Consider the following 26,413-nt stretch of genomic DNA (forward strand, 5'->3'; position numbering starts at 1 on the left):
CGGGGCCGGACCATCTCATCGCGCCCGGGCCCATGGTGTGGCGGTTAAACCCTCATTCTATCAGGCTTCAGGCGCCGGGTGCCCCTCAGTTGTACTCCACCTCCACGCCGTCCTCCCCCGCCAGTTCCGCCAGCCGCACGATGAGTTCGTCCGCCACCCGCACCCGCCACTCGTCGCCGAGGCGCAGGCTGGCAGACGCCCCGGGGCAGTAGTAGTCCACGAACACCGGGGTGGTGCCGTGGCGGAAAGGCTCCAGGATGTGGTTGAGGCGATCGGACAGCCCGTTGGTGACGCCATCGCCGGTGAGCCGCACCCGCACCCGCTTAGCAAACTCGGCCCGCGCCTGGTCCAGGGTCATGAGGCGGCGGGCATTGAAGGACCAACCACCGTTGCGCTCGTCGGGCTTGGCCTCGCCCTCGGCCACCAGCAGGGCGTCCTTCTCCACCAAGGGCTGGTAGCGCCGGAAGGCCTCGGCGAACAGGGTCACCTCCATCTCACCGGAGTCGTCCTCCAGGGTAAGGATCCCCATGCGCCCGCGCCGGCTCTCGGTGGTCCTGACGGCCGTCACCAGGCCGGCCACCACCCCGGCCTCCGGGGCGCTGGGCCGGATGGCCGCCAGGCGGCCGCTGACCAGGGGGGCGAGGAGGGCGCGATGGGCATCCACCGGATGGCCCGAGACGTAGAAACCGAGGCTCTCTTTCTCCCCCGCCAGGCGTTGCTCGTCAGGCCACGGGGCGGCGTCCTCATAGGCCAGCGTGCGCTGGCCCCGGGCAGGCTCCGTGGCGGCGCCAAACAGGTCGTCCTGGCCGGTGTCCGCGTTGCGGGAGGCCTGCTCGGCGGCCTTGAGGGCCGTGGGCAGGGTGGCCCACATCACGGCGCGGTTCGGCCCCAGGCCGTCAAGGGCACCGGAGCGGAGCATGGCCTCTAAGGCCCGGCGGTTGAGCTTGCGGGTATCCACTCGACAACACAGATCGAACAGGTCGGCGTAGGGGCCGTGGGCGCGACGCTCCTCCACCAGGTTCTGTACCGCGCCCTCCCCCACCCCCTTGATGGCGCCGAGGCCGTAGCGGATGGTGGCATCGTCCGCCACCGTGAACATGTACTCGCCCTGGTTGATGTCCGGCGGCTGCACCGTGAGGCCGAGGTCGAGGGCCTCGCGGCGGAACTCCTTGACCTTGTCGGTGTTGTCCATGTCCGAGGACAGCACCGCCGCCATGAAGGCGGCGGGGTAGTGGGCCTTGAGCCAGGCCGTCTGGTAGGCCACCAGGGCGTAGGCCGCGGAGTGGGACTTGTTGAAGCCGTAGCCCGCGAATTTCTCCACCAGGTCGAAGATCTTGGTCGCCAGATCCGGATCGATCCCCTGGGCCGCCGCCCCTTCGGCGAACACCGCCCGTTGCTTGGCCATCTCCTCGGCCTTCTTCTTACCCATGGCACGGCGCAACAGGTCGGCACCCCCGAGGGTGTAACCCGCCAGCACCTGGGCGATCTGCATCACCTGCTCCTGGTACAGGATGACGCCGTAGGTGGGCTCCAGGATGGGTTTGAGCCGTTCGTGCTGATACTGGGGATCGGGGTAGGAGACCTTCTCCCGGCCGTGCTTGCGGTCGATGAAGTTATCCACCATACCCGACTGCAGGGGCCCGGGCCGGAACAGGGCCACCAGGGCGATGATGTCCTCGAAGCAATCGGGCTGGAGGCGGCGGATGAGGTCCTTCATGCCCCGGGATTCCAGCTGGAACACGGCGGTGGTGCGGGCGGACTTGATGAGGGCGAAGGTCTTACGGTCCTCGGTGGGGATGAGATTGATGTCAATGGGCGTCTCGCCCACCGCCGCGCGCTGGGCGTTGACGGTCTTCAGGGCCCAGTCGATGATGGTGAGGGTGCGCAGGCCGAGGAAGTCGAACTTGACCAGGCCCACCGCCTCCACATCGTCCTTATCGAACTGGGTCACCACGCTCTGGGAGCCGTGCTCGCAGTACAGCGGGGTGAAGTCCGTGAGTTCCGTGGGGGCGATGACCACGCCGCCCGCATGCTTGCCGGCGTTGCGCGCCAGCCCCTCCAGCTTGCGCGCCAGTTCGATGAGGGCGTGGACCTCCTCTTCCGAGTCGTAACGGCGCCTGAGTTCCGGCTCCAGTTCCAGGGCCTTGGCCAGGGTCATCTTGAGGTCGAAGGGGATGAGCCGCGCCACCTTGTCTACGAAGCCGTAGGGGTGGCCGAGGACGCGGCCCACGTCGCGCACCACCGCCTTGGCCGCCATGCTGCCGTAGGTGATGATCTGGGAGACCTTCTCGCGCCCGTAGCGCTCCGCCACGTAGTCGATGACCCGATCCCGCCCCGCCATGCAGAAATCCACGTCGAAGTCGGGCATGGACACCCGCTCGGGGTTCAGGAAGCGCTCGAACAGCAGGTCGAAACGGATGGGGTCGAGATCAGTGATGCCGAGGGCATAGGCCACCAGGGAACCGGCCCCGGAGCCCCGTCCCGGCCCCACCGGGATGCCGTTTTCCTTGGCCCAGCGAATGAAGTCGGCGACGATGAGAAAATAGCCGGGGAAGCCCATGCCGATGATGACCTCCAGCTCATGGGCCAGGCGTTCGTCGTAGGGCGCGCGACGCGCGGCGAAATCCGCGGCGCCGGTATCGAACAGGGTGGCGAGACGCTGCTCCAGCCCGCGGCGCGCCTCCTCCCGTAGCCATTCATCCTCACCCTTGCCCGCGGGCAGGGGAAAGGCGGGCAGGAAATTCTTGCCCAGGGACAGGCGCACGTTGCAGCGCCGGGCGATCTCCACCGTGTTCTCGAGGGCCTCGGGGAGGTCGGCAAAGAGTTCCGCCATCTCCGCCGGCGAGCGCAGGTATTGCTGGGGGCTGTACTCCCGGGGCCGCCGGGGATCGGCCAGGGTGCGCCCCTCCTGGATGCAGACCCGGGCCTCGTGGGCCTCGAAGTCCTCGGCCGCCAGGAACCGTACGTCGTTGGTGGCCACCACCGGGATCCCCGCCTCCGCCGCCAGGGCCACGCCGGCATGGAGGTAATCCTCATCCCGGGGGCGGCCGGAGCGTTGGAGCTCCAGATAGAAGCGCTCGGGGAACAGGCGCTGCCAGTGGGCGGCCCGCTCCCGGGCCCGCGCCGGGTCACCGTCGACCAGGGCCTGACCCACGTCGCCGGCGAGCCCCCCCGAGAGGGCGATGAGCCCCTCGGTGGCGCCCTCCAGCCACGACCGGGCGACGGTGGGCCGGCCCTGGGCGCGGCCCTCCTGGTAGGAGCGGGACACCAGCCCGGTGAGATTACGGTAGCCCACGTCGTTCTGGCACAACAGGACCAGCCGGCCGGGTGGGCCCTCACCGTCTCCCACCCACAGGTCCACCCCCACCAGGGGCTTGATACCCGCCGCCTGGGCCGCCTTGTAGAAGCGCACCAGGGCAAACAGGTTGCATTGGTCCGTGAGGGCCAGGGCCCCCATGCCCAGTTCCCGGGTGCGCGCCATCAGGGGCTTGATGCGCAACAGCCCGTCCACCAGGGAGAATTCGGTATGGAGGTGGAGATGAACGAAGCCGGGGGTCATGTCCCTATGATTACCGACACAGGCCACCGCCCTCAATCTCTCCCTGGGCCACCAACAGGGCCTTCACCGGCGCGAAGGAGCGGCGGTGCATTCCACAGAGGCCGCAACGCCGCAGGGCCAGTGTCAAACGCCGGGCGGGGTTCAAAACCTTCGAATCCCGTACCGCCGGCGGCCGCCTGGCGCGGTCCAGGATCACGGCGGCGGCCACCACCGGAGCGGCCAGGGGGCCACGACCGGCCTCGTCCACCCCGGCCGTCAGGAGCCCCACAGACGAGTCGCGAGCGGTGTCCTTCAATGGCGGGCCCGCGCCGCCGCCAGCCCCAGCACCGCCTCCGCGGCGCGGGCGTCGGCATCCCGGCGCAGGCCGAGATGAATGGCCTCCGCGGTATGCCGGTAGGCGGTGGCGGCAGCCTCGTCTTCCATCAGCCGCAGCAGTTCGGCGCCGAGGCGTTCCGGAACCACATCGTCCTGGATGAATTCGGGCACCAGGGCGCGCCCCGCCAGCAGGTTGGGGAGGGCATAGCGCTCCACCCGCAGCATGGGTTTCACCAGCCGGTAGGTGAGGGGATGCACACGGTAGGCCACCACCATAGGCCGCTTGATCAGCAAGGCCTCGAGGGTGGCCGTGCCCGAGGCCAGGAGCACGCCGTCGGCCGCCGCCATGGCCTCGCGGCTCCGGCCGTCCAGCAGCGTGACATCCAGTTGCGGCGCGGCGTTGCCGAGGGCCTGCTCCACCAGACCCCGGGTGCGCCCGTTCACCAGGGGGATCACGAAACGCAGCCCCGGCCGGGCCCGGGCCATCCAGTGAGCCGCCGCCAGCATGGCCGGCGCCAGACGGCGGATCTCGCTGCCGCGGCTGCCGGGCAGCAGAGCCACCCAGGTGGCCTGCTGCGCCAGGCCGAGGCGCCGGCGGGCGGCTTCGGGAGGGTTGTCCAGTGGGATGGCATCGGCCATGGGGTGGCCCACGAAGCGCACCGGCACACCCGCCCGCTCATAGAACTCGGCCTCGAAGGGAAACAGGGTGAGCATGAGATCCGTGGATTTCCGTATGGCCTTGACGCGGTGGGCGCGCCACGCCCATACCGAGGGGCTCACGTAATGGGCCGTGGGCACCCCGGCCCGTCGCAGGCGGCGCTCCAGCCCCAGATTGTAATCCGGCGCATCGATGCCGACGAATACCGCCGGCCCGGCGGCCACCAGCTGGCGCGCCAGGCGCCGGCGCTGGAGCAGCAGCTCCGGCAGGCGGCGGGCCACCTCCACCAGCCCCATCACCGACAACCGCTCCATGGGATAGAGGCCGTGGCAGCCCGCGGCCGCCATGCGGGGACCGCCGATGCCGAGGAACTCGCTGTCCGGGACCCGCCGTCGGATGGCCTCCATGAGCCCCGCCCCCAGCAGGTCCCCCGAGGGCTCGCCGGCCACCAGGGCTATGCGCACGCAGGGATGGCGCAGCTGCGCCGGGGGGATTGCACGGCGTCAGCGGATGACACCGCGCCTCGAACCCTCGAGGAACTCCCGGAACAGGGCCACTTCCGGAAATTCGCCCGCGAGGGATGCAAGTTCGGCCTTGGCCTGGTCGAAGGAGAGATTCTGGCGGTAGAGTACCTTGTAGGCCTGGCGGACGGCGGCGATGGCCTCCTTGGAGAAGCCCTGGCGCCGCATGCCCTCGAGGTTGATGCCGTGGGGGGTGGCGAAGTTGCCCGAGGCCATGACGAAGGGCGGCACGTCCTTCAGCATTGCGGTGCCGATGGCGGTGATGCTGTAGGCGCCCACGCGGCAGAACTGATGCACCAGGGTGAAGCCACCGAGGATGGCGTGATCACCCACATGGACATGGCCGGCGAGGGAGGCACAGTTGGCGAACACGGTGTGATGGCCCACCTGGCAGTCGTGGGCGATATGGACGTAGGCCATGATCCAGTTGTCATCGCCTATGCGGGTGGTGCCCGAGTCCTGCTCGGTGCCCCGGTTGATGGTGCAGAATTCCCGGATGGTGTTGCGGTCCCCGATCTCCAGGGCCGAGGCCTCACCGCCGTATTTCTTGTCCTGGGGATCGCCGCCGATGGAGCAGTGGGCATAGATGCGGTTGTCCCGGCCGAGGCGCGTGGGGCCGTTGATCACCACATGGGGCCCGATGATGCAGCCTTCGCCCAACTCCACGTCCGCAGCGATGATGGAATACGGCCCCACCTCCGTGCCCTCCGGGATACGGGTCCGGGGGTCGATGATGGCGGTGGGATGGATCACGGCTTGATTTCCCGGATCGCCCCCATGATCTCGGCGCTCGCCACCACCTTGTCATCCACCGAGGCGACACAGGTACAACGCCCTACTCCCCTCACCATCTGGTTCTCCTCCACGCGCATGCGCAACACGTCGCCGGGGGACACCAGACTCTTGAACCGCGCCTTGTCCACACCCACCAGGTAATAGACCCGGGTCCCGTCGAGACGCAGGTCGTCGCTCAACAGTGCCAGCAGGGCGGTGGCCTGGGCCAGGGCCTCCATGATGAGGACCCCCGGCATGATGGGGTTGTCGGGGAAATGGCCCTGGAAGAAAGGCTCATTGTAGGTGACGTTCTTGGTGGCCGTGAGCCATTTGTGGTTCTCGAAGGCATGAACCCGGTCGACCATCAGGAAAGGATAGCGATGGGGCAGGAAATCGAGTATGCCGTGGATATCTAGTACGTCTATCTCGCTCATGGCGTTCTTGGTCTCTGTGTTTTAGAAATGCCGCCGCACGGTAAGGCGCCCGCGTCGGGCAGAAATCACCGGCACGCCAGGCACCTGCCACGGAATGACGCAAGGGGCGCCGCCGGCGGACTCGCCTCGTGCCGCGGGACGGGTCATGACAGTCGGCATCCCATCACGTCACATACCGCCGTCGAGCTTGTGCTCCAGCGCCTTGATGCGCTTCATCATCTCATCGAGCTGACGGAACCTCAGGGTGTTCCTGCGCCAGCTCCGGTTGTCCTGCTCCATGACCCCCGAGGAATAGACCCCGGGCTCGAGGATGCTCTGATAGACGGTGGTGTGCACCGTCAAGTAGACGCCATCGGCCAGCTCCACATGACCATTCACGCCCACCCCGCCGCCGATCCCACAGTGTCTGCCGATGACGGCGCTACCCGCGACCCCCGACATGCCGGCGATGGCGGTATGTTCGCCGATACGCACGTTGTGGCCGATCTGCACATGGTTGTCCAACTTGACGCCGTCGCCGATGATCGTATCTTCCAGGGCCCCACGGTCCACGGCGGTATTGGCGCCGATCTCCACGTCATCCCCCAGCACCACCGAGCCCAGCTGCGGGATCTTGATCCAGCGCCCGCCATCCTGGGCGAAGCCGAAACCATCGGCGCCGATGACCGCCCCCGGATGGATAAGAAATCGCGCCCCCACCCGCACCGACTCGCCGATGTAGACGTTTGCCACCAGGCGCCCGCCGGGGCCCAACCCGGCACCACGGGCAACCACGCAGCCAGGGCCGATGAAGCAACCCGCCCCGATCCGGGCATTGGCCTCCACCACGGCGCCGGGACCGAGCCACACGCCTTCCCCGATACAAGCGGACGGGTCCACGTGGGCCCCGGGATGGCACCCCACCGGCGCGGCATCGGGGGGGTTCAGGGCGGTGGCCGCGTAGGCGTAACCGGCATAGGGGTTGGCCATGACCAGTGCGTTGGTCGGGCAAGCCCCCAGGTCCTCCTCGCCCAGAATGACCGCGGAGGCCCGGGTGGTTCCCAGTTGGGCGCGATAGGCAGGGTTGGTCAGAAAACTGACATCGCCCGCCACCGCCCCCGCCAGGGTGGCCATGCCACCGACGCGGACCTCGCCGTCACCCTCCAGGCGTGCCCCGATGCACTCTGCGAGTTCGTGCAGGCTGAGGTCCACGGCCGCCGCCCGGGGTTCTGACTGCGGGATCCCTCAGCGGCTCTCCAGGCGATCGATGACCTGGGCGGTGATATCGACCTTGTCGCTGTGGTAGAGCACATCCCGAACGATCAGGTCGTAATCCTGCTGCTTCGCCAGGGCCTGTATGGCCTCCAACACCCGGCGCTGGAGCTTGCCGAGCTCCTGGTTGCGACGGATGTTGAGGTCCTCACGGAATTCGTCCGTCATACGCTTGAGGTCGCGCTTCTTGGCGCGGATCTCCTGGGCCAGATTGGTGCGATCACTCTCGCTCATGATCGCCCCGTCCTTCTCCAGACGCTCGGCCATGTCCCGCAGATCCTTCTGGAACCTCACCAGTTCCCGGTCCCGCGGGGCGAACTCCTTTTCGATGGCCTCGCGGGCGCTGTCCGCCTGGGGCGCGGCCTCCAGGACCTTTTCGATATTCACGTAGCCCACCTTCACGTCCGCGGCATGGGTCAGGGCCGGCAATGCGCCGACGGCGAGGGCTAGCAGAGATATGACCAATCTATTCAATTTCTCACTCCTGATGATTTATCGGGGAGGCAGGGCACTAGAAGGTATTGCCGAAGGTGAACTGGAAGTTCTGGACCTCATCACCGTCTTCGTCGTTGAGGGGCTGAGCGATGCTGAAAGTCAGGGCCCCCAGGGGGGATAGCCAGGTCACCCCGACACCCACGGAAAACCTGAAATTATTGGTATCCACGTCATCTCCCGGCCCGAAAACGTTGCCCGCATCGGCGAAGGCGGACATTCTCAGGGACTTGCTGTCCGCCGCGAAGGGCACCGGCAACAGCAACTCGGCATTGCCCACCAGCTTCACGTCGCCGCCCAGGGGGTCGTCCTGGCTGTCCCGGGGACCCAGGGTATTGTCCTCGAAACCGCGCACGGATCGTACACCACCGGCGAAGAAGTTTTCGAAAAAGGGCAGTTCGCCGGTGTCCCCGTAGGCGTCGCCGTAGCCCACATCACCCTTAAGGAGCAGGGTGAAGCGCTCCGACAGGGGGATATACCAGTCATGGCGATAGGTGACCTTGTAATAATTCAGGTCGCCGCCGGGCATGGCCACCTCCCCGGAAAAACGTTGAAACACGCCGCGGTCCGGGAATATGGCGCGGTTGCGTGAGTCGTGGCTCCAGGCCGCCGTCAGGGTCCAGGAGGTGAACTCGTCCCCCTCGCGATCGAGGAAATCGACGATCTGGGTGGATGGGAAGGATCCCAGATTGATGGCGGTATTCTCGATACCGACGCCGAGGAAGATGCGCTCGAATTCGCTGATGGGCAGACCGAAGCGCAGGGCGCCCCCCAGACGGTCCGTGGTGAAATCGGAGACGTTGGCCTCCTCGGCATCGGTCTCCCGACTGAAAAGGCTGAAGCCGAGGCTCACGCCATCGATGGTCCAGTAGGGGTCGTCGTAGGAGAAGGAATAGACCGTGTTGACGTCACTGTTGTTGAAGGCCAGCCCGATGCGCTTGCCGGAACCCAGGAAGTTGTCCTGGGATATGCTGGTGCTGAAGATGATGCCCTGGGACTGGGAGAAGCCCGCGCCGGCGATGAGGTTGCCGGAGGGGTTCTCCGCCACGGTGAAATCCACATCCACCTGGTCCGTGGTGCCGGGCACGGGCGGGGTTTCCACATTGACCTCCTGGAAATAACCCAGCCGGTCCAGCCGCTGCTTGGAGAGGTCCACCTTGGAGGTGTCGATCCAGGCGCCCTCGAGCTGGCGCATCTCGCGGCGCAACACCTCGTCCCGCGTGCGGGTGTTGCCCTTGACGTTGATGCGCCGGACATAGACCCGCTTGCCCGGGTCCATGAAAAAGGTCAGCTCGACGGTCTTGTCTTCGTCATCGATCTCCGGCACCGCGTTCACGTTGGCGAAGGCGTAGCCTTCTTCCCCGAGGCGGGTGGTGATGGCCTCGCTGGTGGCCGTGACCTTGCGGCGGGAGAACACGTCGCCGGAACCGATGGTGAGGAGCTTGAAGAGTTCCTCCTCGGGCAGCACCAGATCACCCGCCAGCTTGACCCGGTCCACCACATGCCTGTCGCCTTCCGTGATGTTGATGGTGATATAGACCTGCTCGCGGTCCGGCGTCAGGGTGACCTGGGTGGACTCGACGTTGAAGTTGATGAAACCACTGTCCAGGTAATGGGAGCGCAGGGTCTCCAGATCGCCCGCCAGCTTCTGCTTGGAATACTGGTCGTCACCGTAGATGAAGGACAGCAGGCCACCGGTGGAGAGCTGGAACAGGTCCAGCAACTCGTCCTCGTCGTAGGCCTTGTTGCCGACGATGTTGATCTGCTTGATGCGGGCGACATCACCTTCCTCGATGTCCAGGCTGACGCCCACCCGGTTGCGCTCCAGGGGAGTCACCGTGGGCTCTATGGTGGCGCTGTACTTGCCCAGGGAGAAATAGACGTTCTGCAACTCACGCTGCACGGATTCCAACTGCGCCTGCTCGAACACCCGGCCCTCGGCGAAACCGATGGACTTCAACTGCTCGAGGATCTGGTCGGTCTCGATGGCGGAGTTGCCGCTTATCTCGATGTTGGCGATGGACGGGCGTTCCCTGACGAACACCACCAGCACGTCGCCGTCCCGCTCGAGGCGCACGTCCTTGAAGAATCCCGTCTTGAACAACTCGCGGATGGCCTCGGTGGCACCCCGCTCGTCCAGCCGGCTGCCCATCTGCACCGGCAGGTAGTTGAACACCGTGCCCGCCGTGACCCGCTGCAGCCCCTCGATGCGGATGTCATCCACCATGAAAGGCTCGAACGCCTGAACGGGCGCCGCCACGGCGCAACAGGTGAAAACAACGGCGTAAAAGTAGCGTCGCAACTGATTCATTATTATTCTCGGCACCCGCGTCGGTCGGTCACACCCATTCCTCGATCAGCCCAACAGGCGCACGAAGTCGTTGAAGAAAGCCAGTCCCATGAGGCCCGCCAGCATGGCCAGGCCGAGGCGCTGCCCCGCCAGCTGCGCCTCCTCGGAAACGGGTTTTCCTTTAAAAAGCTCGATAAGGTAATACATCAGGTGACCACCATCCAGTAGCGGGATAGGCAACAGGTTGAGGATACCCAGGCTGACGCTCACCAGGGCCAGGAACTCCAGGTAGCGGGCCAACCCCACCTTGGCCGAATCCCCGGCATACTGGGCGATGCTGATGGGCCCGCTGAGGTTGTCCGCCGAGATCTGCAGGGTCAACATCTTCCAGATCATGGCCAGGGTCAGCCGCGTGACCTCCCAGGTCTTCGCCGCCGCGTTGCCCAGCGCCGCGACGGGGCCATAACGTTCCACCACATAGAGGGGGTGGGTCGCCAGATCGGGCGCCACCACCGCGGCCCCGATGCGGCCCACGGTGGCACCATTGTCCCGGGTCGCCGCGGGCACCAGGTCGAGGATGTGCCGGCTTCCCCCCCGCTCCACCACCAGGCTGATGGCCTTGCCCGGCCGCGCCCGCACGTAGTCCACCCACGCGCGCCAGCCGCCGATGTCCTCGCCGTCGGCCGCCACCAGACGGTCACCCGCCTGCAGCCCCGCCGCCGCCGCCGGACTCCCCTTCTCGATGCGTCCCACCACGGGTTCGATGGCCGGACGCATGGGCTCCACCCCCAACTGGTCGAGGAACCCCCGGCGCGCCAGGGCATCCACGTCGATGGCCGAGGCGGCGATGGTCAGGGTGTGGTCGGCGCCGCCGGTATCCACCCGCACCAGGGCGTCATTGCCGTCCACGGCGGCGGTCGTCAGGGCCTGCATCACGCGATCCCAGCTGCGAGTGGCCGTGCCGTCCACGGCGATGATTTCGTCGCCGCCCCGCAGTCCCGCGCGGTCGGCCAAGCCCCCGGGCTCGACTTCCTCGACTACCGGACGGAACCCGCCCACACCCACCATGAACATCAACCAGTAGGCCACCACCGCCAAGAGGAAATTGGCCAGGGGTCCCGCCGCCACCACCGCCGTGCGCACCCCCAGGGTCTGGTTGTTGAACGCCCGGTGTGCCTCCTCCGGGGGCACCTCGGCCTCACGCTCGTCCAGCATCTTGACGTAGCCGCCGAGGGGCAACATGGCCACTTGGTACTCGGTGCCATCGGCCCCCGCCCGGCGGCGCCACAGCGGCCGGCCGAAGCCCACGGAGAACCGCAACACCTTGACGCCGAGGCGCTTGGCCACCAGGAAATGACCGGCTTCGTGGATGGTCACCAGCACGCCGATGGCGATGATGAAAAACACGATGGCGTTCAAGGTATCCATGTCAGTTGCGTCTCCCCAGGTTCATCAGGTACTCGCCCGCCAACTGCCGGGCCTCGTCGTCGGCGGCCATGATGGTGGCGATATCCGTCGCCGGTACCGCCACGGCTCGACCGAGGACGTGATCCACCACCCGCGCGATATCGGGAAATCTCAGGCGCCCGTCCAGGAACGCCGCGACCGCCGCCTCGTTGGCGGCATTGAGTATGGCCCCCGCGGTGCCGCCCGCGCGCGCCGCATCGAAGGCCAGCCCGAGACACGGGAAGCGCTCGGTGGAGGCCTCGCCGAAGGTCAGATTGACACCGGTCAGGGCCAAGGGTTCAACGCCCGAGTCCATGCGCTCCGGCCATGCCAGGCCGTAGGCGATGGGGGTGCGCATGTCGGGATTGCCCAGCTGGGCGAGCACGGAGCCGTCGCAATAGCTCACCATGGAGTGGACGATGCTCTGGGGGTGCAGCACCACCCGGACATGGTCGGGGGTGGTATGGAACAGCCAGCAGGCCTCGATGACTTCGAGGCCCTTGTTCATCATGGTGGCGGAATCCACCGAGATCTTGCGACCCATGTCCCAGTTGGGATGATTGCAGGCCTCCTCCGGGGTCACCTCCGCCAGGGTGGCGGGGTCGCGGTCGCGGAACGGCCCGCCCGAGGCGGTGAGCAGGATCTGTCGCACGCCACGGCCGGCGAGGCCCTCGGCGAAGCGCGGGGGCATGCACTGAAAGACGGCGTTGTGCTCACTGTCGATGGGCAGGAGCTCGGCACCGTGGTCGCGAACCGCCCCCATGAAAAGGTCTCCCGACATCACCAGGGCCTCCTTGTTGGCCAGCAGCACCCGTTTACCGGCCTCGGCGGCGGCCAGGGTGGGCATGAGGCCGGCGGCGCCCACGATGGCCGCCATCACGTAGTCGGTCTCGGGCAGGGTGGCCACGGTAGCGAGGGCGTCGCGGCCGGCCAGCACCTCGGTGGCGCTCCCCTCCGCCCGCAACACCGCCGCCAGCCGCCCGGCGGCGTCCTCGTCGACCATGACGGCCCAGGCCGGTTGCCAGCGCCGGCACTGCTCGGCCATGCGCTCCACGTGGCCGTTGGCCGTGAGGGCGACCACGTGGAAACGCCCGGGGTGGCGCGCCAGGACATCCAGGGTACTGACCCCGATGCTGCCCGTGGAACCGAGGATGGTCACGCCCTTCACGCCACACGCCCCATGCCGTAGAGGCCGAGCACGAACAGGGGCGCTGCCGCGGTGAGACTGTCGATGCGATCCAGCACGCCACCATGGCCCGGCAGCAAGCTGCCGCTGTCCTTGAGGCCCGCCTCGCGCTTGTACAGGCTCTCGGTGAGGTCACCCAGTACCGAGGCCGCCACGGTCAGGGCCACCAGGGTGAGAAAGGGCACCAGTGACTCCCCGAAACCCAGGGGCTCGCCCACCGCCAGGGCCAGCACCAGCACGGCAACGACGGCGCCGGCCACCCCCTCCCAGCTCTTGCCCGGGCTGACCCGCGAGGCCAGCCGGCGGCTGCCCCAGCGCCGTCCCACGAAGAAGGCCGCCGTGTCGGCACCCCAGATGAGCACCAGCAGGAATAACACCAGCCACGGGCCGCCGGCCTCCTGGCGGTGCAGCACCACCAGGGCGAACCAGGCCGGGACGAGGATCAGCAGGCCGCTCGCCCCACGGCTCCACGGGCCGCCGGTGGTGAAAACACCCTGGAGCTGAAATCGCACCACCAGGGCGGCCGCCAGGGCCCACCACACCAGGGCCAGCAGGAGCAGCAGGGGGCCCGCGGCGGGGCGCGCCAGCAGCCCGTAGACCAGCCCCAGGACGGCCGCCGTCACCAGTACATAAGCCACCCGGCGGCGGGTATCCCCCAACCCCGCCATGGCCGACCATTCCCAGGCGCCACCGAGCACGAAGAGGCCCAGCAGGGCCGCGAACCCGGGCGGAGACAGCAGCAGGATGGCCGCCACCACCAGGGGAACCAACACCAGGGCCGTCAGCACCCGCTGGGTCAGCGAGGACAGGGGGCGGCTCATGGCCTACGCACCCTGCACCCGGGCCACCTGCTCCCCCGTCTTGCCGTAACGCCGCTGGCGCCGGGCGAAATCGGCGAAGGCCGCGAGCAGGTCGCCGCGACCGAAATCGGGCCACAGCACGTCGCTGAAGTAGAGTTCCGTGTAGGCCAGTTGCCACAGCAGGAAGTTGCTGATGCGCTGCTCGCCACCGGTACGGATGAAGAGGTCCGGTTCCGGATGGCCGGCCAGCGACAGGGCGGCCGCGAAGTGTTCCAAGTCGATATCCGCCGCCGCCAGGGTGCCGGCCTGTACTTCGACGGCCAGCCGGCGGGCGGCCTCGACGATGTCCCAGCGGCCACCGTAATTAGCGGCGATGAAGAGGTGGAGGCCGGTATTGTCCCGGGTGAGTTCCTCGGCCTCGACGATGCGCTGTCTGAGGGTGCTGCTGAAGGGCCTGCGGTCACCGATGACCCGCAGCCGCACGTTGTTGCGATGCAGGCGGCGGGACTTCTGCTCCAGGGTGGACACGAAGAGCCCCATCAACATCCCCACCTCGTCCTCGGGACGCTGCCAGTTCTCGCTGCTGAAGGCGAACAGGGTGAGGACCTCTACGCCGAGCTGGCCGCAGGCCTCCACCACCATTTCCACGGTGTCCGCACCCGCTTTGTGGCCTGCGAAGCGCGGCAGATGGCGGCGCCGGGCCCAGCGACCGTTGCCGTCCATGATGACGGCCAGATGCCGGGGCCGCGAATCCTCGCGGAGCGTCGGAGGTTGCTCGGAACTCATGAAACTGTGACACCCCTCCAGATGGTTTACGTCGCAACCCCGGACCGCGGAGTCACACCTCCATGAGATCGGCTTCCTTGGCCTCCAGTACCTTGTCCACCTCCGCCACCTTGGTATCGGTGAGCCTCTGGATCTCATCCTGGGCGCGGTGCTCGTCGTCCTCGGAGATCTCCTTTTCCTTCAACAACTCCTTGAGGGAATGGTTGGCATCGCGGCGGATATTGCGAATGGCCACCCGCGCCTGCTCCGCCTCCTGGCGCACCACCCGGATCATGTCTTTGCGCCGTTCCTCCGTGAGGGGCGGCAGGGGCACCCGTATGATGGTGCCCGAGGTCACCGGGTTGAGACCGAGTCCCGAATTGAGTATGGCCTTTTCCACGTCCGGCACCATGGACTTCTCATAGGGCGCGACACCGAGGGTGCGGGGATCGATGACGTTGACATTCGCCACCTGGTTGATGGGCACATCCGAACCATAGTAACTCACGTGGAGATGGTCCAGCAGGCTGGTGTGGGCCCTGCCGGTACGCAGCTTCGTGAGCTCCTGGCGCAGGGCCTCGATGCTCTTGTCCATCCTCAAGCGGGCGTCTTTCTTAATGTCGTTTATCATGGTATCAACCGTTCCATCAATGAGAGAGCGTCTATTTTGAGTTCCGGCGAGCCGCCCGCCGGCCGCGAGGGACCTCAGTCGTCGCTGTAGACCAAAGTGCCCTCGTCCTCGCCCCGAACCGCCCGCATCAGGGACCCCGGCCGCCCCATGTCCACCACCTTGAGGGGCATCCCGTGGTCCTGGCACAGCACGATGGCGGTGGTATCCATGACGGCGAGGCGGCGTCGAATCACCTCTCCGTAGCTGATCTTCACGAAGCGCTCGGCGTCCGGATGAGTCATCGGATCCGCAGCGTAGACGCCGTTCACCTTAGTGGCCTTGACCAGCAGATCGGCCGCCACCTCGATGGCCCGCAGGCTGGCCGCCGAATCCGTGGTGAAGAACGGGTTGCCCGTACCGGCGGTGAACAGCACCACATGGCCGTCCTCGAGCAGGGTCACGGCGCGCCGGCGGTCGTAGGGCTCGCACACGCCACCCATGGGGATGGCCGACATGACCGTGGCCCGCTGACCCCGGCGCACCAGGAAATCGGACATGGCCAGGGCGTTCATCACCGTGGCGAGCATGCCCATGTGGTCGGCGGTCACCCGATCCAGGCCACCCCGGGCCAGAGCGGCGCCGCGGAAGATGTTACCGCCCCCCAGCACCAGCCCCAACTGCACGCCTGCGGCCACCAGTTCCAGGATACCGTCCACGGTGCGTTCCACCATGACCGGATCGATACCGAACTCGCCATCCCCCATGAGCGCCTCGCCGCTCAGCTTGAGCAGCACCCGCGGATAGCGCAGCGCCGCGGACGTCATGCCGGGGACCCGGGGCGGGGTGATGGGCGGCTGCACGTTCCCATGATGGTCAGACGCGGGCCTGTGCCGCCACCTCTTCCGCGAAGTTCTCCGTCTTCTTCTCGATGCCCTCGCCCACCTCCATGCGAACATAGGCGTTCACCCGGGCACCCTGGTCCGCCAGCAGCTTCTCGACGGTGGTATCGGGGTCCTTGATGAAGGGCTGGCCTAACAAGGTCACTTCTTTTACGAACTTCTTGATGCGGCCCGTCACCATCTTGTCGACGATTTCGGGTGGCTTGCCGCTCTCGGCGGCCTGGGCGGCGAAGATCTCCCGCTCCTTGTCCAGCATGCCTTCGGGGATACTGCCCTCGTCCAGGCACACGGGCCGACTGGCGGCCACATGCATGGCCACGTCACGGGCCAGCTCGTCGCTGCCGCCGCTCATGTCCACCAACACCGCGATGCGTGCGCCGTGCTGATACTGGCCGATACGGTCGCCGGCAGCCGCCATCACCTCGAGACGCCGGATGGCGATATTCTCACCCACCTTGGCCACCAGTTCGCGGCGGGCATCCTCCACCGAGGCCCCGCCGAACTCCTCGGGGCTCAGGGCCGACAGGGCCTCCACGTCCGCCGGCTGCTCCCGCAGCACCACATCGGCGAGGGCCTGGACGAAGCCCCGGAAGTTCTCCTCCTTGGCCACGAAGTCGGTCTCGCTGTTGACCTCCACCATGGCGGCGCGCAGACCGTCGCCGGCCACGGCCATGCCGACCATACCGTCGGCAGCCACCCGCCCGGCCTTCTTGTCCGCCTTGGCGGCACCGGACTTGCGCATGACCTCCACGGCTGTTTCGATATCACCCCCGGCTTCCACCAGGGCCTTCTTGCATTCCATCATGCCTGCGCCGGTGCGTTCACGCAGCGTCTTTACCTGTGCAGCGCTGATCTGCATTGCCACTGTCCTCTCTGAAACCTTAAAAATGGGTTCGGGTGACACCAGTGGCCCGCCACATCACCGAGGCGGGCCACCCGCCCCTCATGCCGAGGTATCGGCCGCCTTGGTCTCTGGAGCCTCCGCCTCGGCCGGGGCTTCGACGGGGGCTGGGGCCGCGGCCTCGGGGGAGGCCTCGGCGGGGGGCGGTGCCTGCTCCGCGACGGGCTGTCCACCCTCGTCCTGCTCGGTATTCACCAGCATGTTGCGGGCGGCCTCCCGGCCTTCCTTGATGGCATCGGCGGCACCACTCACGTAGAGATGAATGGCGCGGATGGCATCGTCATTGCCGGGAATGACGTAATCCACACCGTCCGGACTGTTATTGGTGTCCACCACGCCCACCACGGGGATGCCCAGCTTGGTGGCCTCGGCCACCGCGATCTTCTCGAAGCCCACGTCGATGATGAACATGGCATCCGGCAGGCCGTTCATGTTCTTGATACCGCCGAGGCTGCTCTCCAACTTATCCAGCTCGCGCTGGCGCATCAGGCCTTCGCGCTTGTTGATTCGGTTCATGGAACCGTCCTCCATCATGGCCTCCAACTCCTTGAGCCGGGCGATGGATTGCTTGACGGTCTTGAAATTCGTGAGCATGCCCCCCAGCCAGCGGCGATCCACATAGGGCATGCCGCAGCGCAGGGCCTCGGCGCGTACCGCCTCTTGGGCGGTGCGCTTGGTGCCCACGAACAGGATGGCGCCGCCGTTGGCCGCCATGCGGCCGAGGAAATTCATGGCTTCGCTATAGAGGGGGAGTGTCTGCTCCAGATTGACGATATGGATCTTGTTGCGCTGGCCGAAGATATAGGGGGCCATCTTCGGGTTCCAGAAACGGGTCTGGTGACCGAAATGCACGCCGGACTCCAGCATCTGGCGCATGGTTACGTTTGCCATCTGTCATTTCTCCTGTGTGGGTTGGGCCTCCGCGTGCCCGTGCGCCGTAACCCGAATCTCCGGGCACCCGCGACGCACGTGGCTGGCACGCGTGTGGAATTTTTATGAGGAAATGCCGAATTGCGCGGCGTTTCCCGCTGACTCTCATGGCGATACGCGCCGCCCAAGATGATGAAAGAGGAGCGCGTATCGCCATGTTCGTTCCCTCACCCCATCCCTCTCCCAGAGGGCGACGGGGTGTTCGTGCTTCGCGACTTTCACGTTAAAACGGCCTGAACGCCCCCGGCGGGGACATATCAGGTCCAAAGAGACCCTGGTCCGACGGCATATCCGCCCGGACAGGGCTCGCCCGCGGCGGCGGCTATTTCCACAGGAAACGCGCCGTTGCCAAACGGGGGGCGGCTTTATACCATAGGTGCGTTTCCATCACAATCCACCGTGCGTCATTCCCAGACCGATAACCTCCTGTAAACAGGAGCATTTCCGGGAAGCTTTGGCCAGGCGAGGGCCCTGGTCGCCGAGCTGTCGGGCAGGCACCGGCGGTGTACGAGTCCCGGACGGACCGGAGGCCACGGGGCTGCGCCGGCCGTCCCCCAATCAGCGGAGCCCGATTCCCGTGCGCGAAGGCCCAGCCCAACGAAACATGGCGGTGACTATCAAGACTCCCGAAGAGATCGAGAAGATGCGTGTGGCCGGCCGCCTGGCCGCCGAGGTACTGGAGATGATCGGTCCCCACGTGGTGCCGGGTGTCACCACCGGCGAGCTGGACCGCCTGTGCCACGACTACATCGTCGACGAACAGCAGGCCATTCCCGCCCCCCTCAACTACCGGGGCTTTCCCAAATCCATCTGTACCTCGGTGAATCACCAGGTCTGTCACGGCATCCCGGGGGACAAGCGGCTCAAGAACGGAGACGTGGTCAACATCGACGTCACCGTCATCAAGGACGGCTTCCACGGCGACACCAGCAAGATGTTCTTCGTGGGCGAGCCCTCGGTGATGGCGCGGCGGCTCACCACCGTGTGCAAGGAATGCCTGGAGATGGGCATCGACCTGGTGCGCCCCGGTACCACCCTCGGCGATATCGGCCATGCCATCCAGAGCCATGCCGAACGACACAATTATTCGGTAGTGCGGGAATACTGTGGCCACGGCATCGGCCGCAAGTTCCATGAGGATCCCCAGGTGCTGCACTACGGCAATCCCGGGACCGGCATGGTGTTACAGGCCGGCATGACCTTCACTATCGAGCCCATGATCAACGCCGGCAAGCGCCACGTGAAGCTCCTGAAGGACAACTGGACGGTGGTCACCAAGGACCATGGCCTGTCGGTCCAGTGGGAGCACACCATCCTCGTCACCGGCGACGGCCATGAGGTCCTCACCCGCCGCAGCGACGAGGCGGTCTAGTCCCGCGACGACCCCTTACCATGGCCAACCCCGCGGCGACGCTCTCCCCTTCCCTGAACCTGCTCCCCGCTGACGAGACGGCGGCCCTCAACCGGGCAGGCGTGCCCATGGCAGTATTCAGCGATGCGGTGCGGCGGGTGGACCGGCGCCTCGCCGAGGCCTTCGACCACCAGCTCCCCGCCGACCAGTTGGTGACCGCCCGCGCCGCGGCCGTGGACCGTATCCTCACGGCCCTGTGGCGATCGCGGCTGGGCGACTTCGCCGAGCGCCCCGCCCTGGTGGCGGTGGGCGGCTACGGTCGCGGCGAACTCCATCCGGCCTCGGACATCGATATTCTCGTCCTGCTGCCCGAAGATATCGCCGCCGGCGACACCGACACCCTGGAGCGCTTCCTGGTGGAGCTGTGGGACATTGGCCTGGAGATCGGCCAGAGCGTGCGCACCGTCGAGGAATGCGTGAGCCAGGCCGCCGCCGATCTGTCGGTGGTCACCAACCTCACGGAATCCCGGCTGCTGGCGGGGGACGAGCGCCTGTTCAGCGCCATGCGCGCCGCCACCGATGGCCGATCCATGTGGCCGGCGCGGGAGTTCCTGGAGGCCAAGCGTGCCGAGCGGGCGGCCCGCCACCGCAAGTTCCACGATTCCCTCTATAACCTGGAACCCAACATCAAGGAAGGCCCCGGCGGCCTGCGGGACCTGCAGATGGTGGGCTGGGTGCTGAAGCGGCACTTCGAGACGGACGACCTCTACGAACTGGTCAGCGGCGGCTTCCTCACGGATGCGGAATACGTGGCCCTGATGAAAGGCCAGTCCTTACTGTGGAAGGTGCGCTGCGGCCTGCATCTGATGACAGGGCGCGCCGAGGAGCGATTGCTGTTCGACCACCAGCGGGCCCTGGCCGAGCGCTTCGGCTACCGGCCGGACGACCATCACTTGGCGGTGGAGCGCTTCATGAAGGCGTACTACTGCACGGTGGCCGAGCTGGCCTGCCTGAATGAGATGCTCATGTCCCTGTTCGACGAGGTCATCCTCGGCAAGGGCAGCGACACCCCGCCGGCGTCCATCAACGAGCGCTTCCGCAACCGCGGCGGCCAGTTGGAGACCACCCACGAACGGGTCTTCGCGGACCGGCCCTCGGCGCTGCTGGAACTCTTCCTGGTGATGCAGCAGCACCCGGAACTCACCGGCGTCAGCGCCCCCACCATTCGCCAGGTCCAGGCCCATCTCGACCTCATCGACGAGGACTATCGCCACGACCCGGCCAACCTGCGGCTGTTCCTGGACATCCTGCGTCAACCCCGGGGTATCACCCATGCCCTGCGGCGCATGCACCGCTACGGCGTGCTCGGCGCCTGGCTGCCGGCCTTCGGCGCCGTGGAGGGCCAGATGCAGCACGACCTGTTCCACGTTTACACCGTGGACGAGCACACCCTCATGGTGGTGCGTAACCTGCGCCGCCTCACGGTACCCGAGTTCCATCACGAGTTCCCCTACTGCTCCGACCTCATGGACACCCTGCCGAGCCCGGAGGTGCTCTACCTGGCCGGCCTGTTCCACGACATCGGCAAGGGACGGGGCGGCGACCACTCGGAACTGGGGGCGCGGGATGCCTTCGACTTCTGCATCCGTCTCGGCCTCACGCGGCGCGAGGCGGATTTCGTCCAGTGGCTGGTGAAGAACCATCTCATCATGTCGGTGACGGCCCAGCGCGAGGACATCTCCGACCCCGAGGTGGTGGCCGCCTTCGCCGATAAGATGGGGGACCGCGGCCACCTGAACTATCTCTATCTGCTGACGGTGGCGGACATCCGCGGCACCAATCCCACCCTCTGGAACGACTGGAAGAACGCCCTGTTATGGCAGCTCTATAACGCCACCCTGCGCATGCTGCGGCTGGGTCCGGAAAAGCCCACCGAGACGCCGGATCTGGTGAAGGAGACCCAGGAGGTGTCCTGGCTCAGGCTGTCCCAGGGCGCCTTCGGACGGGACGAGGTGGAGGCGCTGTGGGCGGAGCTGCCGGAGGAGTATTTCCTGCGCCATTCGCCCGACGAGATCCAGTGGCAGACTGCCGCCATCCTCGAGGCCCGCCGGGAGGGCGAGGACCGCTTGGTGCGGGTACGGTCCAAGACCCACCGGGGCGGTACCGAGGTATTCGTCTACGCGCGGGACCGCGCCTTCCTGTTTGCCACCGCCACCGCCACCCTGGACCGCCTCGGCCTGTCGGTGCTCGATGCCCGGGTCATCACCACGGCCTCCGGCAGCGCGCTGGACACCTTCATCCTGCTGGGCGAGGACGACCTGCGCCCGGTGGTGGAGCCGGCCCGCCAGCGCGAGATAGAAAGGGCCATGGGCACGGCCCTTGCCCAGTCCTCGGTGCCCCCCACGCCACCCCAGCGCCTGATGGAGCGGCGGCTGCGCCAATTCTACGTGCCCACGGAGATAAACTACTACACCGACACGGTGAATCACCGCAGCATCATGGAAGTAAGGACCGGGGACCGGCCCGGTCTGTTGGCCCATCTGGCCCTGGTCATCGCCCACTGCGGCACGCGCCTGCAGGCGGCCAAGGTGGCCACTCTAGGAGAACGGGTGGAGGACATTTTCTTCCTCACCGACATGGACGGAGAGCCCCTGGACCATGCCATCGTGCAGTGTCTCGACAAGGCCATTCACAGCCAACTCGGATGACGGGGTGGCCTGATGTCCGGGGGTTGGATGTCGGGCTGTCGGACTGTAGGTCGGGCTTCAGCCCGACAGCCCGCCGGCGGAGATTCCGGCCCGGCCCCGAGCGCATGCGGCGGGATTGGATGTCGAGATGAATCCCGACCTACATCCGTGCCGTTGGAATGGACGGTGGGAGAGGTATTTGCAGGTCGGACTTCAGCCCGACAGCCCGCCGGCTTGTAGCGCGGCACCAGTCGGCCCCGTATCAGGGGCGGATCGAAACGCATGGCGTGAACTCCGGGACAACGGAACCATCGCAGCGGGCCCGCGTTATGGGTTAAAATTAAGTAATTGTGTCCCTTCGCCGGCAGAGGCCAATGTCCTATGGAAATTCGTAGCCATAAAGAGGAATCCCGTCAGGTCCAGCAGCGCCTCGAGCGCTTGGAGGAGCACCTCAAGGCGGAAAACCCCGTACTCCTGCAGGTGGTCCACAGCTTTCGCCAAATGGACCAGGTGGCCTATGCTCTCGGTCTGCTGGACCATTCCGAATCCTTCGCCACCCGGGTCTCCTGGTGGCCCATGATCTCCATCCTCGGCACCTACTCGTCCGGCAAATCCACCTACATCAACTATTACCTGGGCATGGATCTGCAGAAGACCGGCACCCAGGCAGTGGACGACAAATTCACGGTGATCTGCTACGGCGTGGACGAGACGCCACGCACCCTGCCGGGGATCTCCCTGGACTCGGATCCCCGCTTCCCCTTCTACCGCATCAGCAAGGAGATCGAGAACGTCGACGCGGGCCAGGGCTACCGGGTGGACGCCTACCTGCAGCTCAAGACCTGCCCCAGCGAGAAGATGCGGGGCAAGATCCTCATCGATTCCCCCGGCTTCGACGCCGACGCCCAGCGCACCTCCACCCTGCAGATCACGGACCGTATCATGGATCTGTCCGACCTGGTGCTGGTGCTGTTCGATGCCCGCCATCCCGAGGCCGGGGCCATGCACGACACCCTCCAGCATCTGGTGTCAGGCACCATCAAGCGCGCCGACTCCAACAAATTCCTCTATATCCTCAACCAGGTGGACGTGACCGCCCGGGAGGACAACCCCGAGGAGGTGTTCGCGGCATGGCAGCGAGCCTTGTCCCAACACGGCCTCACCGCCGGATACTTCTACCGCATCTACAACCCCAACGCCGCCACCCCCATCGAGGACGACGCCCGGCGCGCCCGCTTCGAGTCCAAGCGCGACACCGATCTCAACGAGATCGAGACCCGCATCAAGCGCGTGGAGGTGGAGCGGTCCTATCGCATCATCGGCGTGTTGGAGCAGACCGCCAAATGCGTGGAAGAGGGCTTCGTGAACCGCATGATCGAGTTGCGCCGGCGCTGGCGCAAACGGGTACTCATCGCCGATGGAGCCATCTTCCTCACCATCCTGATACTGGCCGGCGTGCTCGGCACCTACGTGCCCTGGTGGTCCATGCTGTTCCAGCATCCCGTCATCACCGTGCTGGGCGGCGTCATCATCCTGGGCGCTGCGCTGTACATACATTTCTCCGTGCGTGCCTTGGTGGCCCGCAGGATGGAGAAGCGCATCGACGCCAAGGGGATCCCCATGCTCACCACCGAGATGTTGCGCCGGGCCTTCCGCTTCAACACCAGCCCCTGGCGCCTGCTGTTCCGGGTGATGCCCGTGGGCTGGAACAAACGGGCCCAGCGACGCGTTTCCAGCGTGCTGGCGGATGCCGACCAGTACATCCAGTCCCTCAACGACCAGTTCACAAACCCCTCGGGCGAAGGACACCAACCCATGGGGAATATCGACGCCATCGTGGACATGTTGCCCGCGGATGAAGAGGACGCCGAACGCCGGGAGGACGACGACATCCCCCGGGAACGGGGCACGGTCTGAGCCGTCGCCATGGTGGATCCCACCGGCGTCATGCGCTGTGCCGAGTTGCCCGCCGGCCATGCCCGGCGACTGCTGGCCCCCTTCGGCCTCGAGGCGGTGGAGGTGGCGAACCACCGCCCTATACCCGGAAGCTACTGGGGGGCGCCGGAAGCGGGCCTGGTGGGCCACCGGCTGCTGTTCCGCGTGGATACCCCCGTGCACTCGCTGCTGCATGAAGCCTGCCACTACATCTGCATGGACGACGGACGCCGGGCGCGGCTGCACACGGACGCCGCTGGCGACTTCATGGAAGAGAGCGCCGTGTGCTACCTGCAGGTGCTGCTGGCCGACGCCGTCCCCGGATTGGGACGCCGGCGGCTGCTGGCGGACATGGATCGCTGGGGTTACAGCTTCCGCTTGGGTTCCGCCCGGGCATGGTTCGAGAAAGACGCCGAGGATGCCCGCCACTGGCTGGTCACACATGGCATCATCGACACAGCCGATCGCCTCCTGGAACCCTCGCGCCACGACGGGCGCGGGTTCCCGATTTCAGAAATCTCTGATACGGGTATCGTTTTATCCTTTGAACATAAGCAACTCGAAATAGTCCAACGAGTGCCACAACAATAAGCGGCGGCGATTCATCGTCTCCCCAACTGGTGCAAAGCGTTATGGAAAGCAATCCCCCTTCGGCACAGGATCCCTCCCCTGCCGCCAGCACGAAAAACGGCGGCGACGTGTTCGTCGCCAACGAGGCCGCCCTGGAGCGATTCGCCCGTGCCTTCGAGACCAGCGCACGGCGCTGGGAACTGGTGGTCTACCCGGCGCTGTTTGCCTTCATCATCCTCGCCGGCTACGGTTTTTTCCTCATCTTCAGCCTTACCCAGGACATGCACGTGCTGGCCAAGAGCGTCGATCCCCGCATGTCGGTACATCTGGAGGGCATGCACCACAACATGGTGAAGCTGTCGGAGAACGTGGGTCACATGACGGAACGCATGAACGAGATGTCCCTGAACATGGAAACCATCGCCATGGACACCGAGGCCATGAACCTGAACCTCACCAACGTCCATCGGGACATGGTGGACATCTCCCAGAAGATGAACGCCCTCGATCCCATGCTCACCAGCATCGCGGCCATGAGCCGCTCCGTCGACTCCATGACCGCCAACACCGCTTACATGAGCCGGGACATGGGGGCGATGACGTCCAACGTGGTGAGGCCCATGTCCTTCATGAATTCCTTCTTCCCCATGTGGTAGCGGGTCCATCCGCATGGCCCCGAGCCGGTCGCCCCCCGCCGGGCCCGCAAACGCGTTTCCAGCGCCCCTTGTAAGATAATAAAGTCCCAGTCACGGGCCGCTGCGGGCCCACGGCACGACGACATCGATCTCAAGGGGCTCCGTGGCCACAGTCATCGCCATCACCAGCGGCAAGGGTGGGGTCGGCAAGACCCATATCGCGGTCAATCTGGGCGTGGCCCTGGCCCGCCGTGGCTCCAGGGTATGCCTGTTCGATGCCGATACCGGACTCGCCAACGTCAATATCCTGCTGGGCATATCCCCCGCACGCACCATCGAACAGGTGGTGACAGGCGAGTACACCGTCGGCGAGGTGATGGCGACCACCCCCTGGGGCCTCCACATCCTGCCCGGGGCCTCGGGGGTGGAACGTTGCGCCGAACTCGCCCCCGCCGCCCGCGGCCAGTTGGTGGACGCCCTCGGCACCCTGGAAAGGAACTACGACCACATCATCATCGACACTGCCGCGGGAGTCACCCGCAACGTCCTCGATTTCGTCGACGCCGCCGAATACAAGGTACTGGTGATCACGCCGGAACCCACTGCCCTCACCGATGCCTTCTCCCTCCTCAAGCTGGCCCTGTCCCGGGGCTCCCGGGCGCCCTTCTACGTGGTGGTCAACCGTGCCCCGGACTATCAGACCAGCCGGCGGGTCCACGGGCGCTTTCTCGGCGCCGTGAAGAAATATCTCAAGAGCAACGTCAACTACCTCGGCTTCGTGGCCGCGGACACCCGCGTGGAGCAGGCGGTGCGCAACCAGGTTCCGGTAGTGGTATGGGCGCCGGACAGCAGGGCCGCCGGCTGCCTGGATGCCCTGGCGGACATCGTCCATCGCCAGTTTCTCAACCATGCAGGCCCCGGCGGCTTCAGCACCTACTGGCGCGAGCGGGCCACGCGGGCCCCAAAGGAATCCCGATCCGGGTCCGCCGCCCCACAGCCGAGCCTGGAACAGGCGGTGGCGCGGCTCGTGGACTATCTCACCGCCGACCTCACCTCCCCGGCGGAGGCCGCACGGCTGCTCGCCCCCCTGCTGGAGGCCTACGAGCGCCGTTGTCCCAGCCGCAGCGGCTCGGTGACCGGGGACCTGTTCGGCCACCTGCACCGCAAGGGCTATCCCGAATCGGAGTTGAAGGAACTCATCTTCACCCTCGAGGGCATCTACGAGAAGACCCAGGGCCGGCCGGTGCGCAACGCCGAGAGCATCGCCGCCCTGCTGCTGTCGGATCGCCGGCGCGCCGCTGAGGGCACACGCTGGCTGCGCCACGCCCTGGATGCCCTGGAGCGCAACTGATGGACCCGCGGCAACCGCGGTAGCGATTTGCAGCGATTATCGGCCGCGGGGGC

21 protein-coding genes and 1 pseudogene are annotated in these 26,413 nt (G+C 66.4%); 6 read left to right on the plus strand and 16 right to left on the minus strand.

Features of this window, described 5'->3' with window-relative positions; translation table 11 throughout:
• Nucleotides 1-85 precede the first annotated feature (85 nt).
• The 16 genes from dnaE to rpsB form a co-directional block, all read right to left on the minus strand.
• Nucleotides 86-3,559, minus strand: coding sequence for a DNA polymerase III subunit alpha (dnaE, locus tag U5S82_05065; protein ID MDZ7751031.1), 3,474 nt, complete (start codon nucleotides 3,557-3,559; stop codon nucleotides 86-88).
• A 10-nt stretch (nucleotides 3,560-3,569) separates the two neighbouring features.
• Nucleotides 3,570-3,827, minus strand: a complete 258-nt coding sequence (locus U5S82_05070) for a hypothetical protein (protein ID MDZ7751032.1) — start codon at nucleotides 3,825-3,827, stop codon at nucleotides 3,570-3,572.
• A 23-nt stretch (nucleotides 3,828-3,850) separates the two neighbouring features.
• Nucleotides 3,851-4,996 (minus strand): lipid-A-disaccharide synthase, encoded by a 1,146-nt coding sequence (gene lpxB, locus U5S82_05075; protein ID MDZ7751033.1) that lies wholly within the window; start codon nucleotides 4,994-4,996, stop codon nucleotides 3,851-3,853.
• 39 nt (nucleotides 4,997-5,035) lie between these two features.
• The gene (gene lpxA, locus U5S82_05080) at nucleotides 5,036-5,806 is read right to left on the minus strand and encodes an acyl-ACP--UDP-N-acetylglucosamine O-acyltransferase (GenBank protein MDZ7751034.1); all 771 of its coding nucleotides are present in this window, start codon (nucleotides 5,804-5,806) and stop codon (nucleotides 5,036-5,038) included.
• Nucleotides 5,803-6,261, minus strand: coding sequence for a 3-hydroxyacyl-ACP dehydratase FabZ (fabZ, locus tag U5S82_05085; protein ID MDZ7751035.1), 459 nt, complete (start codon nucleotides 6,259-6,261; stop codon nucleotides 5,803-5,805). Before fabZ ends, lpxA begins: the two co-directional genes overlap by 4 nt.
• 168 nt (nucleotides 6,262-6,429) lie before the next feature.
• Entirely contained in the window at nucleotides 6,430-7,452 is a 1,023-nt protein-coding gene (gene lpxD / locus U5S82_05090) for a UDP-3-O-(3-hydroxymyristoyl)glucosamine N-acyltransferase (protein MDZ7751036.1), read from the minus strand.
• Between the two features lie 33 nt (nucleotides 7,453-7,485).
• Complete coding sequence (locus U5S82_05095) at nucleotides 7,486-7,986, minus strand: OmpH family outer membrane protein (GenBank protein ID MDZ7751037.1); 501 nt, start codon at nucleotides 7,984-7,986, stop codon at nucleotides 7,486-7,488.
• A gap of 37 nt (nucleotides 7,987-8,023) precedes the next feature.
• Complete coding sequence (gene bamA / locus U5S82_05100) at nucleotides 8,024-10,315, minus strand: outer membrane protein assembly factor BamA (protein ID MDZ7751038.1); 2,292 nt, start codon at nucleotides 10,313-10,315, stop codon at nucleotides 8,024-8,026.
• A gap of 45 nt (nucleotides 10,316-10,360) precedes the next feature.
• The gene (gene rseP, locus U5S82_05105; protein MDZ7751039.1) at nucleotides 10,361-11,722 is read right to left on the minus strand and encodes an RIP metalloprotease RseP; all 1,362 of its coding nucleotides are present in this window, start codon (nucleotides 11,720-11,722) and stop codon (nucleotides 10,361-10,363) included.
• Between the two features lies 1 nt (nucleotide 11,723).
• Complete coding sequence (gene ispC, locus U5S82_05110) at nucleotides 11,724-12,908, minus strand: 1-deoxy-D-xylulose-5-phosphate reductoisomerase (GenBank protein ID MDZ7751040.1); 1,185 nt, start codon at nucleotides 12,906-12,908, stop codon at nucleotides 11,724-11,726.
• Nucleotides 12,905-13,747, minus strand: a complete 843-nt coding sequence (locus tag U5S82_05115) for a phosphatidate cytidylyltransferase (protein ID MDZ7751041.1) — start codon at nucleotides 13,745-13,747, stop codon at nucleotides 12,905-12,907. Before U5S82_05115 ends, ispC begins: the two co-directional genes overlap by 4 nt.
• Nucleotides 13,748-13,750: 3 nt before the next feature.
• Nucleotides 13,751-14,512 carry a polyprenyl diphosphate synthase gene (gene uppS, locus U5S82_05120; protein MDZ7751042.1) on the minus strand — a complete coding sequence of 254 codons (762 nt, stop codon included), beginning with the start codon at nucleotides 14,510-14,512 and terminating at the stop codon, nucleotides 13,751-13,753.
• Between the two features lie 52 nt (nucleotides 14,513-14,564).
• Nucleotides 14,565-15,122, minus strand: coding sequence for a ribosome recycling factor (gene frr, locus U5S82_05125; GenBank protein MDZ7751043.1), 558 nt, complete (start codon nucleotides 15,120-15,122; stop codon nucleotides 14,565-14,567).
• Nucleotides 15,123-15,196: 74 nt separating this feature from the next.
• Nucleotides 15,197-15,925 (minus strand): UMP kinase, encoded by a 729-nt coding sequence (pyrH, locus tag U5S82_05130; protein ID MDZ7751044.1) that lies wholly within the window; start codon nucleotides 15,923-15,925, stop codon nucleotides 15,197-15,199.
• 49 nt (nucleotides 15,926-15,974) lie between these two features.
• On the minus strand, nucleotides 15,975-16,859 hold the full coding sequence (tsf, locus tag U5S82_05135) for a translation elongation factor Ts (GenBank protein MDZ7751045.1): 885 nt from the start codon (nucleotides 16,857-16,859) through the stop codon (nucleotides 15,975-15,977).
• An 84-nt stretch (nucleotides 16,860-16,943) separates the two neighbouring features.
• Nucleotides 16,944-17,792 carry a 30S ribosomal protein S2 gene (gene rpsB / locus U5S82_05140; protein MDZ7751046.1) on the minus strand — a complete coding sequence of 283 codons (849 nt, stop codon included), beginning with the start codon at nucleotides 17,790-17,792 and terminating at the stop codon, nucleotides 16,944-16,946.
• Between the two features lie 643 nt (nucleotides 17,793-18,435).
• Between rpsB and map the strand changes: the two genes are divergently transcribed.
• From map to U5S82_05170, 6 genes and pseudogenes are all read left to right on the plus strand, one after another.
• Nucleotides 18,436-19,203 (plus strand): type I methionyl aminopeptidase, encoded by a 768-nt coding sequence (gene map, locus U5S82_05145; GenBank protein MDZ7751047.1) that lies wholly within the window; start codon nucleotides 18,436-18,438, stop codon nucleotides 19,201-19,203.
• A gap of 20 nt (nucleotides 19,204-19,223) precedes the next feature.
• The gene (glnD, locus tag U5S82_05150; GenBank protein MDZ7751048.1) at nucleotides 19,224-21,890 is read left to right on the plus strand and encodes a [protein-PII] uridylyltransferase; all 2,667 of its coding nucleotides are present in this window, start codon (nucleotides 19,224-19,226) and stop codon (nucleotides 21,888-21,890) included.
• A 360-nt stretch (nucleotides 21,891-22,250) separates the two neighbouring features.
• Nucleotides 22,251-23,786 (plus strand): dynamin family protein, encoded by a 1,536-nt coding sequence (locus tag U5S82_05155; GenBank protein MDZ7751049.1) that lies wholly within the window; start codon nucleotides 22,251-22,253, stop codon nucleotides 23,784-23,786.
• Between the two features lie 9 nt (nucleotides 23,787-23,795).
• Nucleotides 23,796-24,260 (plus strand): annotated as a pseudogene (locus U5S82_05160) (hypothetical protein).
• 176 nt (nucleotides 24,261-24,436) lie between these two features.
• The gene (locus U5S82_05165; protein ID MDZ7751050.1) at nucleotides 24,437-25,030 is read left to right on the plus strand and encodes a DUF948 domain-containing protein; all 594 of its coding nucleotides are present in this window, start codon (nucleotides 24,437-24,439) and stop codon (nucleotides 25,028-25,030) included.
• Nucleotides 25,031-25,172: 142 nt separating this feature from the next.
• Nucleotides 25,173-26,360: a MinD/ParA family protein gene (locus U5S82_05170; protein ID MDZ7751051.1), complete on the plus strand. Its 1,188-nt coding sequence runs from the start codon at nucleotides 25,173-25,175 to the stop codon at nucleotides 26,358-26,360.
• The last annotated feature ends 53 nt before the right edge of the window (nucleotides 26,361-26,413 follow it).

The sequence above is a fragment of the Gammaproteobacteria bacterium genome (genome assembly GCA_034522055.1).
Classification (GTDB): domain Bacteria; phylum Pseudomonadota; class Gammaproteobacteria; order JAABTG01; family JAABTG01; genus JAABTG01.